The organism is Paenibacillus chitinolyticus (assembly GCF_045038035.1).
GTDB lineage: Bacteria > Bacillota > Bacilli > Paenibacillales > NBRC-103111 > Paenibacillus_F > Paenibacillus_F chitinolyticus_A.
The window spans coordinates 4,276,501-4,289,818 of sequence record NZ_CP173427.1 but is presented as its reverse complement, the minus strand read 5'-3'; the positions used below and the strand labels follow the sequence as shown (position 1 = coordinate 4,289,818).

The window sequence follows — 13,318 nt, the reverse complement described above, 5'->3', positions numbered from 1 at the left end:
CGATTGCATGGAATGCCGGCATGAAACCGGGGTAAGAAGGCACTTGTACAGCCGGCCAGCCGCCCTTTTAATCCACTGCCGGACAAGCGTTCCGCTTCCGGAACAGATTCGGGGAGATGCCTTCGCTTTTTTTGAAAGCGCGGCTGAAATATTTCTCGTCCTGGTAGCCGACCGCTTCCGCGACCGTATTGATCTTCAGCTCCGGATCGGCCAGCAGCAGCTTGGCTTTGTTAATGCGCAGACGCGTCACGTAATCCGATAAATTTTCTCCGAATTCGGTCTTGAACGAGCGGGAAATATGGCTTGGACTGAGATGGAACCTCTCGGACAAATCGTCAAGCAGAATTTGTTCGCGGTAATGAAGCCGCACGTATTTCTCGATGCTGCGGATCGCCGAATTCCGGTCGCCCCGCAGCAGAAACCGGGCGATGCCGGTCAGAATGGATTCCATCCGCTTCGTCCAGATGGACAGGTCCGGCTTTCCGTGCTCGTCAAGCGGCAGGCAGAAAGACAAGTCGTCCGCCGCGCCGAGCTGTTCCTCGCCGTCCTCATCGACCTCGTTCTCCAGCAGCAGCCGGCTGTGCAGGAGGGTGAACTCCTGCCACCACATTTCCAGCTGGCGGGTGTGGATATACGGGAGCTTGCGGATCTGCAGCTCCCACTGCTCCAGTACGCGGCGGATGCCCGCCAAGTCGTTCATCCGGACTGCCAGCGTCAGCTCGTCCTCGCGTGCGGCCAGCGGCGCCTGCAGAGTGCCGAGGGCCTGCCTGCGCACGTGGTAGGGATGCAGGAAGATGTCCTGCTCCCGGAGGTTGCGCAGCTGAAGGGCCGTCTCCGCTTCGTGGAACGTGCGCTGAATCCCGGAGGGAAACGGCTGGACCGTTCCGTAGCCGAGGTGGAAGTTCCCGCGCAGGGCGGCGTACAGACCCGCGTTGATCTCTTCCAGTATGGCGCCCGCCTGGTGGAAACGGTCGAAGAAGAGCAGGACGGCCGCATGACGGTGCCAGTGGCGGAACGCGAGGCCGAGATTGCTTTTGCTCATAAATTCGCTGCATATGTTCGTGACTGCAAACAAGAGCAGATCCATCGCGCTCTCGAACTTCGCCTGCAGCCTCGCATCGAGCGGCTGGAGGGAAACGACGGCGGCGAGCACCTGTTTCTGATCCCGCCCGATGCCGAATTCACGCTCCAGCGTTTCCGCGTGAAGGGGATACTGCTCGGGATCGAGCAGCAGCTGGACGAAGCTCTTGTCGGCCAGCATCGGTTTGTACAGGTTCGCTTTTGTCTCCGACTGCAGCCGTTGGGTGCGTTCGTTCTCTTCGCTGCGCCAGGCCGCGACAGCCCGGCCGACCGCTTCTTCCAGCTCATCCTCGTCGATCGGCTTCAGCAGATAATCGAAGCTGCCGAACTGGAGAGCGCTGCGTACGTAAGTGAAATCGTCATAGCCGCTGATGACGATCGCTTTGGTCGGAACGCCGCTCTCGGCGATCCGGCTGAGCACGTCAAGCCCCGTCAGGCCCGGCATCATGATGTCGGTAAAGACAAGCTGGGGTTTCTCGGCAGTCATCAGCCGGATGCCTTCTTCGCCGGAAGAAGCCTCCAGCACTTCGGTGATGCCATACTGCCGCCAGTCCACGAGCAGCCGGATCGTCTCACGGACGTGAGCTTCGTCATCGATGATGAGCGCCTTCATTCAGGTTCACCTTCTTCCTGCATAATCGGTATCGTCAGCAAGACGCGGAAACCGCCGTCTTCTCCGCGGTCAATTTCCATGGTGGTCTGCTCCCGGTAATAAAGTTTCAGACGGGAAAGCACGTTGGCCAGGCCGATATGGCTTCCGGGCTCGCCCATTTCGGCCATACAGGCTTCCAGGTCCGCACGCAGCGCCGTCAATTCGTCCTCTCCGATGCCCAGTCCGTTATCGGAGACTTCGATGTGAAGCAGGCTGCGGTCACCGGTGGAGCGGCATACGATGCGGACGATGTTATCGCTCCGGCTGCCGTCGAATCCGTGCTTGAAATAGTTTTCGACAAGCGGCTGGACGACCATTTTGGGCACGAGAATCGATTCCAGTCCGGGTTCGAGCTCCATTTCCGCTTCAAACTGGTCCCGGAAACGCTGTTTTTGAAGCTTGATATAGGACTTCGCATAGTCCCATTCGCTTTTTAACGGAACGATCGTTTCTTCCGTTTTCATGCTGTACCGCATCATTTTGCCGAGCGAAGAAATCAGGGAATATACCTCGCGGTCTCCCTTCTGGAGGGAACGGGCGGCGATCGACTGCAGGGCATTATTAATGAAATGCGGGTTAATCTGAGCCTGCAGCGCTTTCAGCTCATTCGTTTTATTCGCGACTTCCAGCTTATATTCCCGGAGAATCAATTCATTGATGGTGTGCATCATCGAACGGAAGCGTCTGGCGAGTATGCCGAGCTCGTCGTCGGCTTTGACCCGGATGTCCACGTTCATGTTCCCGGACTCGATTTTGTTCATATAGCCGATCAGCGCGGAGATGGGGGCCGTCATCCGCAGGGACACATAGATCGTCACGACGGTAGCCAGTCCCAGAAAAATAACGCCGACGAGCGTCCATATGCCGGTAAGCTCCCGCTGGTTTTTGTAAAGAACGGAGTCCGGAACTCCTTTGACGAGAAGCCAGCTGCCTCCGGGTGCATGAATGGTTTCGTAAATATGAATGCCGTTGTAGGAAGCATCCTCCGAACGGAAGTAACCGCGTTCCGCCCGGGCTTCCGATTTCTTAAGTTCCTGAAGCCACGGCACGGGTTTCTTGCTTCCTTCGGGATCGGGATGGGCCTGGTACATAATTTCGCCGGACGGCCCGATAATATAAAGTTCTTCGCTTCCTTTGGTGTAAAGCTCGTCACAGATCGCTTTGATCGTGTCGGGCGAGAAATCCAGCGACAGAGAGCCGAGCGGAATGTTGTCCACGATGTTGGTCAAAGCCGTCTGGTAGGTGAATACGTCTCCGGACGAGTAGATGAAAAACTGCTTGCCGTAGGCGGACATCGGATGGGGAGGCGTAATCCGGCTCTCTTCCCGGCGGATGTCCGGTTTGAACGGCGCGGCTCCCTGGTCGGTCCGCACGAGTCTGTTTTCCGATAAAAGATACGATTTGCGCGCTTGTTCCACATATAAGTAAACTTGCCGCACATCCTGCGACGCATATTTCAGCGTCTGCATGGAGCGCAAAATTTCCTGCTCCGTCAGAAACAGACGCGACTCGGAGAAGAAGTTATCCGTCCGGTTCTCCAGTATTTCCATCATCACGGTATTGTGGTAGAGAAGCCTCATATTCTGCTCGACGCTCTGGAGGTACGTATCCAGATTGAGCTTTCCCTGGTGAATCAGATTCAGATTGTCCCGGATCGCTTTGTCTTCCAGCCTGGACTGCGTATAGAAGTGAGAGACGAGAATAGAAGTCGCGATCGGCAGGATCGTAGCCGCCAGAATAAAGGCGATCAGCTTGTTGCGGAGTCTGGACCGCATCGCAATTCCCCCTTGTCGCTGCTTAGTGGTCATGCCGGCTTCGTGTCGGCATAGTAAGTGTACATCAGGATGCCGGGCGTGCAAATACACGGGCGAAAGTTTTGCCCCTAGCGCAAAATAGTCCACCAAAGGAGCAATTTAAGGTGTGTTTAACGTCATTAAACTGCATTACAATCACAGTATAAATCAAAAAAAGACACATTTGAAAGCGATTGCACTCAGAAAGGGGGAGGGAAATCTTGACTACTCGCTCCAAAACGCACGACGGGCTCCAGCAATGGGTATTTGTCGGACCCGCGCTCTTATTCTTCACCCTGATCGTCGTCGTTCCGTTTCTGATGAGCCTTTACTACGCCTTTACGGAATGGAACGGAGTCAGCGAAGGGGTCAAATTTATCGGTTTGGACAACTTCAAACGGATCATCTTCGACGATACCGATTTCCATAATGCCTTCTGGTTCACGATTCGGTTTTCGGCGGCCATGATTATTTTAACGAACCTGGTCGGGTTTGTCCTGGCTCTGCTCCTGACGAAAGCGTTCAAAACGCGCAACGTTCTGCGGACCGTGTTCTTTATGCCGAACGTTATCGGGGGTCTGCTGCTCGGCTTTATCTGGCAGTTCATTTTCGTAAAAGGCTTTGCCTCGATCGGGGAGATGACGGGAATCTCGTTCTTTAATCTTCCGTGGCTGGGCGACGCGCCTACGGCCTTCTGGGGAATCGTCATCGTATCGGTGTGGCAGGGAGCCGGGTACCTGATGGTCATTTACATCGCGGCGCTGGCCAACGTGCCCAAAGACCTGATGGAAGCGGCCACGATCGACGGTGCGGGAAGATGGCAGCTGCTGCGCAGCGTGACGATGCCGCTGATTATGCCGGCCTTTACCGTCTGCCTGTTCCTGACAATCTCCTGGGCGTTCAAAATGTTCGACCTGAACTTGTCCCTGACCAAAGGCGGTCCGTTCAACTCCACGGAATCGGTAGCGCTGAACATTTACCAGGAAGCGTTCCGCAATAACCGGCTCGGCCTGGGTACCGCGAAAGCATTGATCTTCTTCTTCGTGGTCGCTTTGATCTCCCTCATCCAGGTTTCCTACACCAAGCGGAAAGAGGTGGAATCATGAGCAGCGGAAGCAAATATACGTCGGGGACCTTTATTCTGGAAGTTCTTACGGCTTTACTGGGCATCCTATTCCTTGTCCCGTTCTACTTCGTTCTCGTAAATTCGTTTAAACCGTTCGCGGAGCTGCTGCAAAACACGGCTTCGCTCCCGAAATCGTTCAGCCTGGATAACTACTCCAGAGTCGTGGATATCATCCACTTCCCGCAAGTGATGGGCAACTCGCTGATGATTACGGTGCTGTCGAACATCGGACTCGTTATTTTCGCCTCCATGTCGGCTTACCGGTTCGTCCGCAAGCCTACCAAGCTGAACAACATCCTGTTCCTGCTGTTCGTGGCGGCCATGGTCATCCCGTTCCAGTCCATTATGATTCCTCTCGTAAAGGTTGCGAACAATCTCGGGCTGATGGACAGCCGGCTCGGACTTGTCGTCTGCTACTTCGGCTTCGGGGTTTCCTTGAACGTCTTCTTGTTCCACGGATTTATCAAGAGCATTCCGAAGGAAATCGAGGAATCGGCTACGGTGGACGGCTGCGGATGGTTCAGCATTTTCTGGCGGATCGTATTCCCGCTGCTGAAGCCTATCGCGGTAACCGTGATTCTGCTTAACAGCTTGTGGATCTGGAACGATTACCTGCTTCCGTCCCTCGTTCTGACGAATACGAAGCTGCATACGATTCCGCTCGCCACTTACGCGTTCTTCGGCCAGTACACGAAGCAGTGGGATCTCGCGATGGCGGCGCTGACGCTGGGCGTTCTACCGATCATCATCTTCTTCCTGCTGCTGCAAAAGCACATCATCGAAGGCATCACGGCAGGCTCGGTCAAAGGCTGAGCACACCCGGCTTAACATTGGCCGGAACCGGTACTTATCGCCAGGGCAACAATTTTATCATCACCAGAGTACGGCGATTATCCCGATAACCGGGGTTTACCGCATAGAGCAGCACCGATAGATCAGGCTTATGCAAGCAAACAGGTATGCATTAGAAAAGGGAGGGTTTCTTTCATGACTAGAAATAAAAAATGGATCGCGGTAGGTCTGACCACCGCTCTCGTAGGCGGTTTGCTCGCAGGCTGCGGCAATAAAGACCAGGGACAGGGCGGAGCGTCTCCATCGGGTTCCCCCGCGGCAGGCGGCGAGAAGAAAAACGTCACGCTGAAAATGTTCCAGTTTAAAGTGGAAATCGCCGAAGCTCTTTCCAAGCTGATTGCCGAATACGAGAAAGAAACCGGCGTCAAAATCGAGGTTCAGACGGTCGGCGGCGGCGCGGACTACGGCGCGGCGCTGAAAGCGAAATTCAACTCCGGCGATAAGCCCGACATTTTCAACAACGGGGGCAACTCCGATCTGGACGTCTGGCAGGAGCATCTGGAAGATCTGTCCGATCAGCCATGGGTGAAAGACCTGGCGCAGGGCGCGGGCGATCCGATTTCCAAAGACGGCAAAATTTACGGCATGCCGGTAGGTCTCGAAGGCTACGGCTATATCTACAACAAAGATCTGTTCCAGAAAGCCGGAATCACCGAGCTTCCGAAGACGCTGACACAGCTGGAAGACGCGGCCAAGAAACTTCAGGCGGCAGGCACTACGCCGTTCGTGAACGGCTATGGCGAGTGGTGGGTACTCGGCAACCACTTCGTGAACGTTCCGTTTGCAAACCAGCCGGATCCCGACAAATTCATTAAAGGCCTAAACGACGGCTCGCAAAAAATTCCGGGCAATGCCGTGTTCGACAACTGGGTAAAGCTGTTTGACCTGACGCTCAAATACGGCAACAAAAACCCGCTGCAAACCGACTACAACACGCAAGTAACGGAGTTTGCAACCGGCAAAGCCGCTATGACGCAGCAGGGCAACTGGACGCAGGTTCAAATTTCGAAAACGAACCCGAACATCAACATCGGCTTCCTTCCGATGCCGATCTCTGACGATGCCGCCGCTAACGACAAGCTGCTCGTGGGCGTGCCGAACAACTGGGTCATCAACAAGAACTCCCCGAACAAGGATGAGGCGAAAAAGTTCCTGAACTGGCTCGTAACGTCCGATATGGGTAAAAAGTATATCACCAACGAATTCAAGTTCATTCCGGCTTTCAAAACGATCTCCGTGGATGAAAAAGTCGTGGGCCCTCTTGCCGCCGACATTATGAAATACGCGAAAGACGGCAAAACGCTTTCCTGGAACTGGTTCAAATTCCCTGGCGGCGAAGCGACTTCCAAGAAGTTCGGCGACAGCATGCAGGGCTATGTAGGCAAACAGATCAGCAAGGATCAAATGCTCCAAGACTTCCAGAAAGCTTGGGACAGCTTGAAGAAATAACGGAATATGAGGAAAAGCCCGGCATCCGTTTAAGACGGATACCGGGCTTTTTTACTCTTAAAGTTCGTCACGCGCTGATAAAAGATAGGCGGAAGTACTGCCATCATCGTTAGACAAATTAACTTTATAGCGTCCTGGAGGTAAATCACCATCAGATGGAAGAAATAATCCAGTGACGGAATCATTACCGGCTAATCTGCCACTCCATATTTTATAGCCATTAGAGTTTGTCACACTGTAATTAATACTTTTCGTACTTTTATTTTGGACAAAAATTCTTAATTTGCCGCTGGAGTATGTGAATGCTGTTTGCAGCTGACCAGTAAATGATGCATCTTCGTATGCGATAAGTGAAAAAGGCTGAATCAGAGCCGATTTACTTTCTGCCTTTACTGTGGATGCGTTGTAACCAAAAGGTGCTGTAAGACAAACTGTGAGCGATGTTGTCGTGACCAATAACTTGAAAATGGTTTTCATATGTACACTCCCTTTGATATTAAAATTCTAATAAAATATACCATAAATGTAAAAAATAATATTTATATTTTTTGTAAATTTTATTGAGATGGGTGTGTCCGATCAACTATAGAGGAAATATTAGTCTTAAATATTCAAAATAAAATCACCTATCATTTTTATAATTGATAGGTGATTCTAAAGAAAGAATAGATAAGACAAATGCTTGAAACTTGTCCGTTTTTGTATGATAATTGCAGTAGAACTAGAAAAAAATGTATGTTTCCGTCGTAAGAAAGCTCCGGACGGATCAAGCGAAATCCTCACTTGTAAGCGCAAACAAGATGTGATCCTCCCATACGCCGGCGATGTTCAAATACCGCGGGCTGAGGCCGATCCGCACGAAGCCGCACTTCTCCGCCACACGCAGCGAACGCACGTTGCGTGGGATGATCGCGGCCTGCACCCGGTGCAGGCCGAGGGGGCCGAAGGCGATGCGCAGGCATTCGCGCATCGCCTCGGTCATCAGGCCGCGGCCGCCGTACGCCGCGTCGATGCTGTAGCCGACGTACGCGTTCTGGAACGGACCGCGGCCGATGCTGCTCAGCCGGACCCTTCCGATGAGGAGGCCGTCCGGCTGATGGAACACGCCGAAGCTGTAAGCGCGGTCGGTCGCGGATTCGTCCTCGAATCCGCGGATGGCCGCCTGCTGCGCTTCGGCCGTGAAGAACGCTTCGCCGCGCACGGGCTCCCACGGAGCGTGCTCGGCGCGGTTGCGCTGCATGTAGTCCAGCAGCGCGGGGGCATCCTCCGGCGCTAACAGCCGGAGGTACAGGCGGCCGGTTTCGAAGCGGCCGCCGGGGGAGAGTAGGGAAATGCGATTCATAGGTTTTGGATTCCTTTCCTGTCTGTGTATTTGCTTATATGGGCGCAAAATCGTGTGAGTGAGCAAGGAGCCGGGACGCTGTCGCCCATACCGAACGGTCGGCGTGCGATTCGGGCGAGCCGCTCTGACCGCCCGACAGTATGGGCAGGACGGCACGTGCAGCGATTGCGGCATCCGGAGAGCAAGGCGTCAGGCGAGCCCCGCGAGGCCGCTCCATCCGCTAGTGGCAAGCAGCGGTGGAGCGGCAGCACAACGGGTGGCAGACGGCGGCCGTCTGCCACTCGTTGTGCTGCCGAGCCTAGTGAGCTCACCAAGCGCGCTCTTCTGAACGGACGGATCGACCTGCCCCCTCCCAGCGCTCGGCAAGGGTGGCGTCGTCTGTACGGCGGTCATCCACATTCCCCGCGCTGTGAGGAGCGGCCGGCGTCAAGCCGATCGTGCCGTTAGACGGCCATCTCCGCTAATGCCGTCTCGCGCTGTCCCTTTCCGTACGTACGTCCTTTTCCATACGCCCGCCCGTTTCCTGGCCTCGCTCCGCTTTCTCTACCGCGAGCAGTCGTAGGCAAGCCGGCCGTGCTTGACACGATATTCGGAAGGCGTGCAGCCGAACCATTTCTTGAACTGTTTCGAGAAATAGAGCGGATCCGAGAAGCCGACGGAGTAGGCGATCTGCTCGATCGTCGAGCCTTCCGTCATGAGAAGCTTGGCGCGCTCCATCCGGATTTTGAGCAGAAACTGCGTCGGCGTGAGGCCCGTATGCTGCCGGAACAGCTTCGACAAGTACGTGCGGTGATAGCCCATATGCTGCGCAAGCTGCTCGATGGTCACCGGCTGGGCGTACTGCAGCTGCAGCCACCTTACGGCACGGTCGATCTGCCGCCGACCGGCGTCGGTTTCCTCGCCTTTGCGGCGGGGGACATCGGCGTGCGATGCAAGCCGGGCAAGCAGCAGCCGCAGCTCGCCCTCCGCCTGGAGGTCGCAGGCCGGGCCCGCTTCCCGCAGCGCCCGCTCGGCCCGGCGCAGGAAGACGGGCAGGCGGGAAAGCCCCTCCGCATGTACGACCGGCCTTTGCGCCGTAATGCCGAGGCGGATCAGCAGGTCGTCGGCGGAACTGCCTTTGAAGCCGATCCACCTGTAACGCCACGGGTCGCGTTTGTCGGAGACGTACGTGACGACTTCGCCGGGGAAGATCACGAAGGTGTCGCCCGGTCCGAGCTCGTATTCTTTGCCGAGGCAGCTGAAGCGGCCCTTCCCGGATTCCACGGTGTGAATCAGGTAGTAATCCAGCATCTGCGGACCGACTTCGTGGCACGGAGCGGTTTGGCCGTAACCCGCGAACAGGACGAACAGCTCTCCTTTGCCGTTATGGGGATTGACCGACACGGAGTGAAACGGTTTAAGCATGGTAAGCCTCCAATCACGATAGAAGAACGATAGACTTCGGACGCTTCATTTTTTATAATAAAACATGCACGTCAAGATTGAGCCGGGAGAGGAGCAATACCGCATTGAAATCGAACTCTTTTCTAAAAAATAACGCCCTTCACATGGCCTGGGCCATTTCCGTGGTTGCTACGCTCGGCAGCCTCTATTTCTCGGAAATAATGGATTTTACGCCGTGCAAGCTGTGCTGGTACCAGCGTATTCTGATGTACCCGCTTGTGCTGATTCTCGGAATCGCCGCAACGCGCAAGGATAACAAGCAGGTCATTTACGCGCTGCCGTTCTCCGTCTGGGGGATGGGAATTTCCCTCTATCACTATCTTATGCAAAAAACACCCCTTTTTAAAGAGGCAGCTTCCAAATGCGGCATCGTCGCATGCGATCAAGATTACATCGACTGGCTCGGATTTATTACGATCCCGCTGCTGGCCTTCACGGCTTTTACGCTGATCACCGTTATTCTCGGCCTTCTGTGGGTCCAAATGCGCAAAGAAAGATAAGACTTTCCGTTCGGATTATTTGCCGGCCGTTTTCACACTACAAATCTCCATACGAAAGTGGGATGTCTCCATGTGCGGTGCCGCCTTAAGACGGTATAGTGCTAGGTATAGGCATTCCACTTTTTTTAGTCGGGAGATGAGAAGAGATGTCCAAAATTACGTTCATGGGCGCAGGCAGCACGGTGTTCGCCAAAAATATATTAGGGGACTGCATGGTAACGGAGGCGCTGCAGGGCTACGAGCTCGCCTTGTTCGATATCGACGGGGAGCGGCTGCGCGATTCCGAGACGATGCTGAACCATATCAAAAACACCGTAGGCAGCACGTGCCGGATCAAGGCGTACAGCGACCGCAAGGAAGCGCTCCGCGGAGCTAAAGTGGTCATCAACGCGATTCAGGTCGGCGGATACGATCCGTGTACGATTACGGATTTCGAAATTCCGAAGAAGTACGGCCTGCGCCAGACGATTGCCGATACGGTCGGTATCGGCGGGATCTTCCGCAATCTGCGTACGATCCCGGTCGTGCTCGATTTCGCCCGGGACATCGAGGAAGTGTGTCCGGACGCCTGGTTCTTTAACTACACGAATCCGATGGCCGTACTTACGAACGTGCTCAATACGCACGGCGGCGTCAAAACGGTCGGCCTGTGCCACAGCGTCCAGGCTTGCGTTCCGTATATGTTCCGGCATCTGGGCATCGACCCCGAAGGCGTCCAGTCCAAAATCGCCGGTATCAACCATATGGCTTGGCTGCTTGAAGTGACGAAGGACGGCAAAGATTTATATCCCGAAATCAAGCGGCTGGCGAAGGAAAAACAGAAAGAAAAACACCACGACATGGTGCGTTTCGAGCTGATGTTCCGGTTCGGGTATTATGTAACGGAGTCGTCCGAGCACAATGCGGAGTATCATCCGTATTTCATCAAACGGAATTACCCCGAACTGATTGAGAAGTTCAACATCCCGTTGGACGAATATCCCCGCAGATGCGTAAACCAGATCGAGCGCTGGAAAAATCTTCGTGCGGAGCTGGTCAACACCCCGCAGCTTGAGCACAAACGGTCCGGCGAGTATGCTTCCTACATGATCGAAGCGATGGAGGCGAACGTCCCGTACAAGATCGGGGGCAACGTAATGAATACCGGGCTGATTACGAATCTGCCGGAGGAAGCCTGCGTGGAAGTGCCGTGCCTGGTCGATGCCGGCGGCATTACGCCTACGTATATCGGCGATCTGCCTCCTCAACTGGCGGCGCTGAACCGCACGAATATCAACACCCAGCTGTTGACGATCGAAGCGGCCGTTACACGCAAGAAGGAGCATATTTATCATGCGGCTCTGCTCGACCCCCACACGTCCGCGGAACTCTCGATGGACGATATCACGGCCCTCTGCGATGAACTGATCGAAGCGCACGGAGACTGGCTGCCTGCCTATACATCCTGATAGGAGAGAAAGGGACCGAAATTCTTTTCCATGAATTCCGGTCCTTTTTTTTCGCGCAAAAAATAGTTTCCGACACATTTTCCGACCGTTAGGCAAAAAAACGTCGGGCATCTCCTCCCGAAGTCCCTCTTTAAGCTCACCGCCAGATGCCCAGGTATTCATTTCTTAATGCACCGTTCGACGATATTTTGAAAATTATTTCCGCCTAAAAATGTAATAAAAAAAGTTGTTTCCTTTTCATTTTGAGGGTGCTATGATAACCCCATCTTAAGTTCGAGCGTTGCGAAAAGGAGGCCGAAAACTGCATAAAGGATTCGCCATGCTGGAAGGATCACGTTCATTTATTCACGAGGAGGTCCAGGTATGCGTAAATTCACAGCGGGTATGCTGGCTGCCGTTATGGCGTCGGCGGCCGCCCTGTCGGGGTGTTCCGCAGTCGGCGGCGGCGGAAAGACGGAGCTTAACTTCTGGTACGGCTGGACCGGACCGGAAGCCGAAGCGCTGGAGAAATTGATCAAGGAATTTAACGACACCCATGACGGCATCAAAGTGAAAGGCCTCAGCCAGAGCGACTACCAGAAGCAGCTGACCGCCATTACCGGCGGCAATCCCCCCGATCTCGCTTCCCAATTCGGCCAGAACGTCGCTTCCTGGGGCGTGAAAGGCGCGATGATTCCCTTAGACGATTACATCAAGAAAGACCAGGTCGATCTTGCCGATTTTATCCCCTCCGCCCTGTCCACTTCCCAATACGAAGGCAAAACCTATGCTCTCCCGATTGCGATGCATTTCAGCATGCTCTATTACAACAAGGATTTACTGAAGGAAGCGGGCTTTGACGGTCCGCCCAAAACGATCTCCGAACTGAAAACGTACGCGGAAAAATTAAGCGTGGTCCAGGAGGGCGGAAGGCTCGAACGGCTGGGTTTATGGCCCGGAGCGGACGCATATACTTTTACGCAAGTGTTCGGAGGCAAGTTCTGGGACCCGGACAAAAAGGAAGTCACGCCGGACGATCCGGGCTTCAAGCAGGCCATCCTGCTATCCAAAGAGCTGTGGGATAAGTACGGCACGGAAAACCTCGACCGTTTCTCGGCATCCCTCGGCAAGTACCAGTCTTCGCAGAACCCGTTTTTCTCGGGAAAATACGCGATGGCCCTGGACGGGGAATGGCTGCCGACGTTTATTAAGCAGTATGCGCCGGGCCTGAATTACGGCATCGCGCCCATCCCTTACAGCGAGGATAAACCGGAGTTGAAAAACGCCGGCAGCATCGCCACCAGCGTCTTTTACATCCCCAAAGGCGCCAAGCATCCGGATCAGTCCTGGACGTTCCTGAAGTGGCTGACGGAGAAGCAGCAGATGGTGAAATTCACGGCTGCGCTCGGCAACCTGCCGACCCGGCTTTCGTCGCTCGACGATAAGACGTACGACAGTGTTCCGGGCTTCAAGGAATATACCGAATATGCGAAGAGTCCGAATCTCAAGTCGTTCCCGACGCTGCCTTTTATGAACGAATATATGGACGAAATTACGAAAAAGTACAATGACATTCTCCGGGGAAAAGTCGGGGTGGACGAAGGACTGGGACTGATCAAGGATAAAATTCAGCCGCTGGTCGGGAAATAATCAG

At 54.5% G+C, this 13,318-nt stretch carries 11 protein-coding genes; 6 read left to right on the top strand and 5 right to left on the bottom strand.

Translation table 11 applies throughout. The features are described 5' to 3' along the window. Positions 1-67: 67 nt before the first annotated feature. Both ACI48J_RS19335 and ACI48J_RS19330 read right to left on the bottom strand, forming a co-directional pair. Positions 68-1,693 carry a response regulator gene (locus tag ACI48J_RS19335; RefSeq protein WP_405079799.1) on the bottom strand — a complete coding sequence of 542 codons (1,626 nt, stop codon included), beginning with the start codon at positions 1,691-1,693 and terminating at the stop codon, positions 68-70. After that, positions 1,690-3,507, bottom strand: coding sequence for a sensor histidine kinase (locus ACI48J_RS19330; RefSeq protein ID WP_405079798.1), 1,818 nt, complete (start codon positions 3,505-3,507; stop codon positions 1,690-1,692). The genes ACI48J_RS19335 and ACI48J_RS19330 overlap by 4 nt, the downstream gene beginning before the upstream one ends. Positions 3,508-3,746: 239 nt before the next feature. Between ACI48J_RS19330 and ACI48J_RS19325 the strand changes: the two genes are divergently transcribed. The 3 genes from ACI48J_RS19325 (at position 3,747) to ACI48J_RS19315 (ending at position 6,952) form a co-directional block, all read left to right on the top strand. Then, on the top strand, positions 3,747-4,631 hold the full coding sequence (locus ACI48J_RS19325) for a sugar ABC transporter permease (RefSeq protein WP_326056157.1): 885 nt from the start codon (positions 3,747-3,749) through the stop codon (positions 4,629-4,631). Then, positions 4,628-5,464 (top strand): carbohydrate ABC transporter permease, encoded by an 837-nt coding sequence (locus tag ACI48J_RS19320; protein WP_326056155.1) that lies wholly within the window; start codon positions 4,628-4,630, stop codon positions 5,462-5,464. Before ACI48J_RS19325 ends, ACI48J_RS19320 begins: the two co-directional genes overlap by 4 nt. A 174-nt stretch (positions 5,465-5,638) precedes the next feature. Continuing rightward, positions 5,639-6,952 (top strand): ABC transporter substrate-binding protein, encoded by a 1,314-nt coding sequence (locus ACI48J_RS19315; protein WP_326056152.1) that lies wholly within the window; start codon positions 5,639-5,641, stop codon positions 6,950-6,952. A gap of 57 nt (positions 6,953-7,009) precedes the next feature. Here ACI48J_RS19315 and ACI48J_RS19310 read toward each other — a convergent pair whose 3' ends face one another. From ACI48J_RS19310 to ACI48J_RS19300, 3 genes are all read right to left on the bottom strand, one after another. Beyond that, complete coding sequence (locus ACI48J_RS19310) at positions 7,010-7,429, bottom strand: hypothetical protein (RefSeq protein WP_405079797.1); 420 nt, start codon at positions 7,427-7,429, stop codon at positions 7,010-7,012. 289 nt (positions 7,430-7,718) lie between these two features. Then, positions 7,719-8,294 (bottom strand): GNAT family N-acetyltransferase, encoded by a 576-nt coding sequence (locus tag ACI48J_RS19305; RefSeq protein WP_405079795.1) that lies wholly within the window; start codon positions 8,292-8,294, stop codon positions 7,719-7,721. 543 nt (positions 8,295-8,837) lie between these two features. Next, entirely contained in the window at positions 8,838-9,698 is an 861-nt protein-coding gene (locus tag ACI48J_RS19300) for an AraC family transcriptional regulator (protein ID WP_405079794.1), read from the bottom strand. A 143-nt stretch (positions 9,699-9,841) separates the two neighbouring features. Here ACI48J_RS19300 and ACI48J_RS19295 point away from each other — a divergent pair, with 143 nt between their 5' ends. The 3 genes from ACI48J_RS19295 (at position 9,842) to ACI48J_RS19285 (ending at position 13,314) form a co-directional block, all read left to right on the top strand. Further along, positions 9,842-10,237, top strand: a complete 396-nt coding sequence (locus tag ACI48J_RS19295) for a disulfide oxidoreductase (protein WP_405083254.1) — start codon at positions 9,842-9,844, stop codon at positions 10,235-10,237. A 146-nt stretch (positions 10,238-10,383) separates the two neighbouring features. Continuing rightward, positions 10,384-11,685, top strand: a complete 1,302-nt coding sequence (locus tag ACI48J_RS19290) for an alpha-glucosidase/alpha-galactosidase (RefSeq protein WP_405079792.1) — start codon at positions 10,384-10,386, stop codon at positions 11,683-11,685. Between the two features lie 363 nt (positions 11,686-12,048). After that, positions 12,049-13,314: an ABC transporter substrate-binding protein gene (locus ACI48J_RS19285; protein ID WP_405079791.1), complete on the top strand. Its 1,266-nt coding sequence runs from the start codon at positions 12,049-12,051 to the stop codon at positions 13,312-13,314. Positions 13,315-13,318 lie beyond the last annotated feature (4 nt).

Coding starts and splice junctions, on each gene's coding strand:
- ACI48J_RS19310 (WP_405079797.1), bottom strand. CDS start 7,429: ATGAAAACCATTTTCAAGTTATTGGTCACGACAACATCGCTCACAGTT.
- ACI48J_RS19320 (WP_326056155.1), top strand. CDS start 4,628: ATGAGCAGCGGAAGCAAATATACGTCGGGGACCTTTATTCTGGAAGTT.
- ACI48J_RS19335 (WP_405079799.1), bottom strand. CDS start 1,693: ATGAAGGCGCTCATCATCGATGACGAAGCTCACGTCCGTGAGACGATC.
- ACI48J_RS19295 (WP_405083254.1), top strand. CDS start 9,842: ATGGCCTGGGCCATTTCCGTGGTTGCTACGCTCGGCAGCCTCTATTTC.
- ACI48J_RS19305 (WP_405079795.1), bottom strand. CDS start 8,294: ATGAATCGCATTTCCCTACTCTCCCCCGGCGGCCGCTTCGAAACCGGC.
- ACI48J_RS19290 (WP_405079792.1), top strand. CDS start 10,384: ATGTCCAAAATTACGTTCATGGGCGCAGGCAGCACGGTGTTCGCCAAA.
- ACI48J_RS19285 (WP_405079791.1), top strand. CDS start 12,049: ATGCGTAAATTCACAGCGGGTATGCTGGCTGCCGTTATGGCGTCGGCG.
- ACI48J_RS19330 (WP_405079798.1), bottom strand. CDS start 3,507: ATGCGGTCCAGACTCCGCAACAAGCTGATCGCCTTTATTCTGGCGGCT.
- ACI48J_RS19315 (WP_326056152.1), top strand. CDS start 5,639: ATGACTAGAAATAAAAAATGGATCGCGGTAGGTCTGACCACCGCTCTC.
- ACI48J_RS19300 (WP_405079794.1), bottom strand. CDS start 9,698: ATGCTTAAACCGTTTCACTCCGTGTCGGTCAATCCCCATAACGGCAAA.